Annotated in this window: 1 protein-coding gene; it reads right to left on the bottom strand. The window is 71.4% G+C overall.

The annotated features are described in order from the left end of the window. Positions 1–1,105: thioester domain-containing protein (locus D451_RS0126055; RefSeq protein WP_017536615.1), on the bottom strand; the 1,105-nt coding region annotated here is incomplete at its 3' end. Positions 1,106–1,649: the final 544 nt, after the last annotated feature.

Genomic DNA, 1,649 nt, shown 5'->3' with positions numbered 1-1,649 from the left:
CGGGGAGGGTGGGCTTGTCGTCCTCGGCGGGCGGGGTGGGCTTGTCGTCACCCGGCGTCGTGGGCTCCTCGCTCGGCGACGGGGTCGGAGCGGGGGTCTCGGTGGGCTCCTCGCTCGGCGACGGGGTCGGGGACGGGGTCTCCTCGCCCTCGCCGTCGTCACCACCGGTCGAGGCCTCCCAGGAGGCCGAGGCGGAGGCGGAGACCGTGACCTCGTCGCTCTTGGCGGTGATCAGGGTCTGGGTGGGGTTGTCCGCGTCCTCGCCCTTGAACAGACGGCCCTGACGGACGGTGGAACCGGTCTCCAGGGAGAAGGAGGCCTCGCCGGCCTCGGCGCCCTCGGGGACGGAGAAGCCGACCGTGTCGCCACCGCTGACGGTGGTGACGGCCTCGCCGGTCTCGACGTCGACCAGTTCGACGCCCTCGGGGGCGGTCAGGTCGATCGGGATCTCGGTGGCCTCGGTGGAGATCTCGAACTCGCCGACGGTCTCACCGGCGGTGCCGGTGGCGCTGCTCGGGTCGATGCTCAGAGCGGCGGCCGGCTCCTGGGGCAGGTCCTCGGCGGCCTCGATGAGGTGGTCGTAGATGGCCTGGACGTTGCCGGGGCCGCGGGTCAGGTTCGCGCCGTTGCTGAAGTGCCAGATGGCGGCCTGGGTGGCGGCCAGGGCCTCGGCCTCGGTCACCCGGGCGGAGTTGGCGTCGGAGGCGTCGGCCAGCTCCTGGGCGCTCTTCTCCGGGTAGCCGTTCTGGAGGAGCCAGTGGATCTTGCCCGGCTCGGCGAACTCGCCCTGACCGTCGTAGTTGTTCCAGGAGCCTTCCCGGTACCAGGCCTGGCTCCGGATGCTCGTCTTGATGTCGATGCAGTAGGCGATGAGCTCGTCGCCACCCTCCAGACGGAGGGTGAACAGGCTGGTGCTGATGGACTGGCCGTCCATCTGCACGGAGGAGCCGGACTGGTGGTTGCTCACGTACTGGGCGCGCACGGAGCCTTCGTAGATCTCGTCGGCCATGGCGGCCGGGGCGGCCATCCCGAACGCCAGCAGAGCGGCGGCGGAGGTGGCCAGGCCCGCGCGGGCGAAGGCGCGGGGGGAGGGGGAGAGCTTCACGTTGTGTCCTGTCGTGAGGTGCTGTGCCACGTGCCCCCGAGGGGCGTTACGACAGCGGGGAGGGAGGCGGGCCCGAGGGGCGGCCGAACAAGGGGATCGGCGCTCGTTGAAGGGCCCGAGGGCACAGCGGATCGTTTGTTCCTGTCCGATATTAGCGATCTGTCGGTCCGCTTCCAAGCCGGCGGGGGCCGATCGCCCTTGACCTGTGGGTTCCATGACGAAGGGCCCGCTCCGCGGTCGATCGCGGAGCGGGCCCTGGGCCGGAACGGGGTCAGGGAGTGTTCTCTGGATGCTTTCGCCGGGCACCGGCGGAGCCGGTTCGTGGCGAGCGGCCGCCGGGCGATCTCTCGCCGGACGACGAGCGAGAGTCAGCCCGGGTTCGGCTGTCCGAGCGAGGTCGGCGCCGCGAGAGGAAGCCCGGCCACGCGAGCGCGGAATGATCCAGAGAACACGACCTAGACGTCCGTGCCCTCACCTGTCGGAGCCTTGCGCTTGCGGCTCAGGTAGAGGGCGCCTCCGCCGGCGGCGAGGGCCGCGACGCCCG

The organism is Nocardiopsis alba DSM 43377 (assembly GCF_000341225.1).
GTDB lineage: Bacteria > Actinomycetota > Actinomycetes > Streptosporangiales > Streptosporangiaceae > Nocardiopsis > Nocardiopsis alba.
This window is presented reverse-complemented; position numbering and strand designations above follow the sequence as displayed.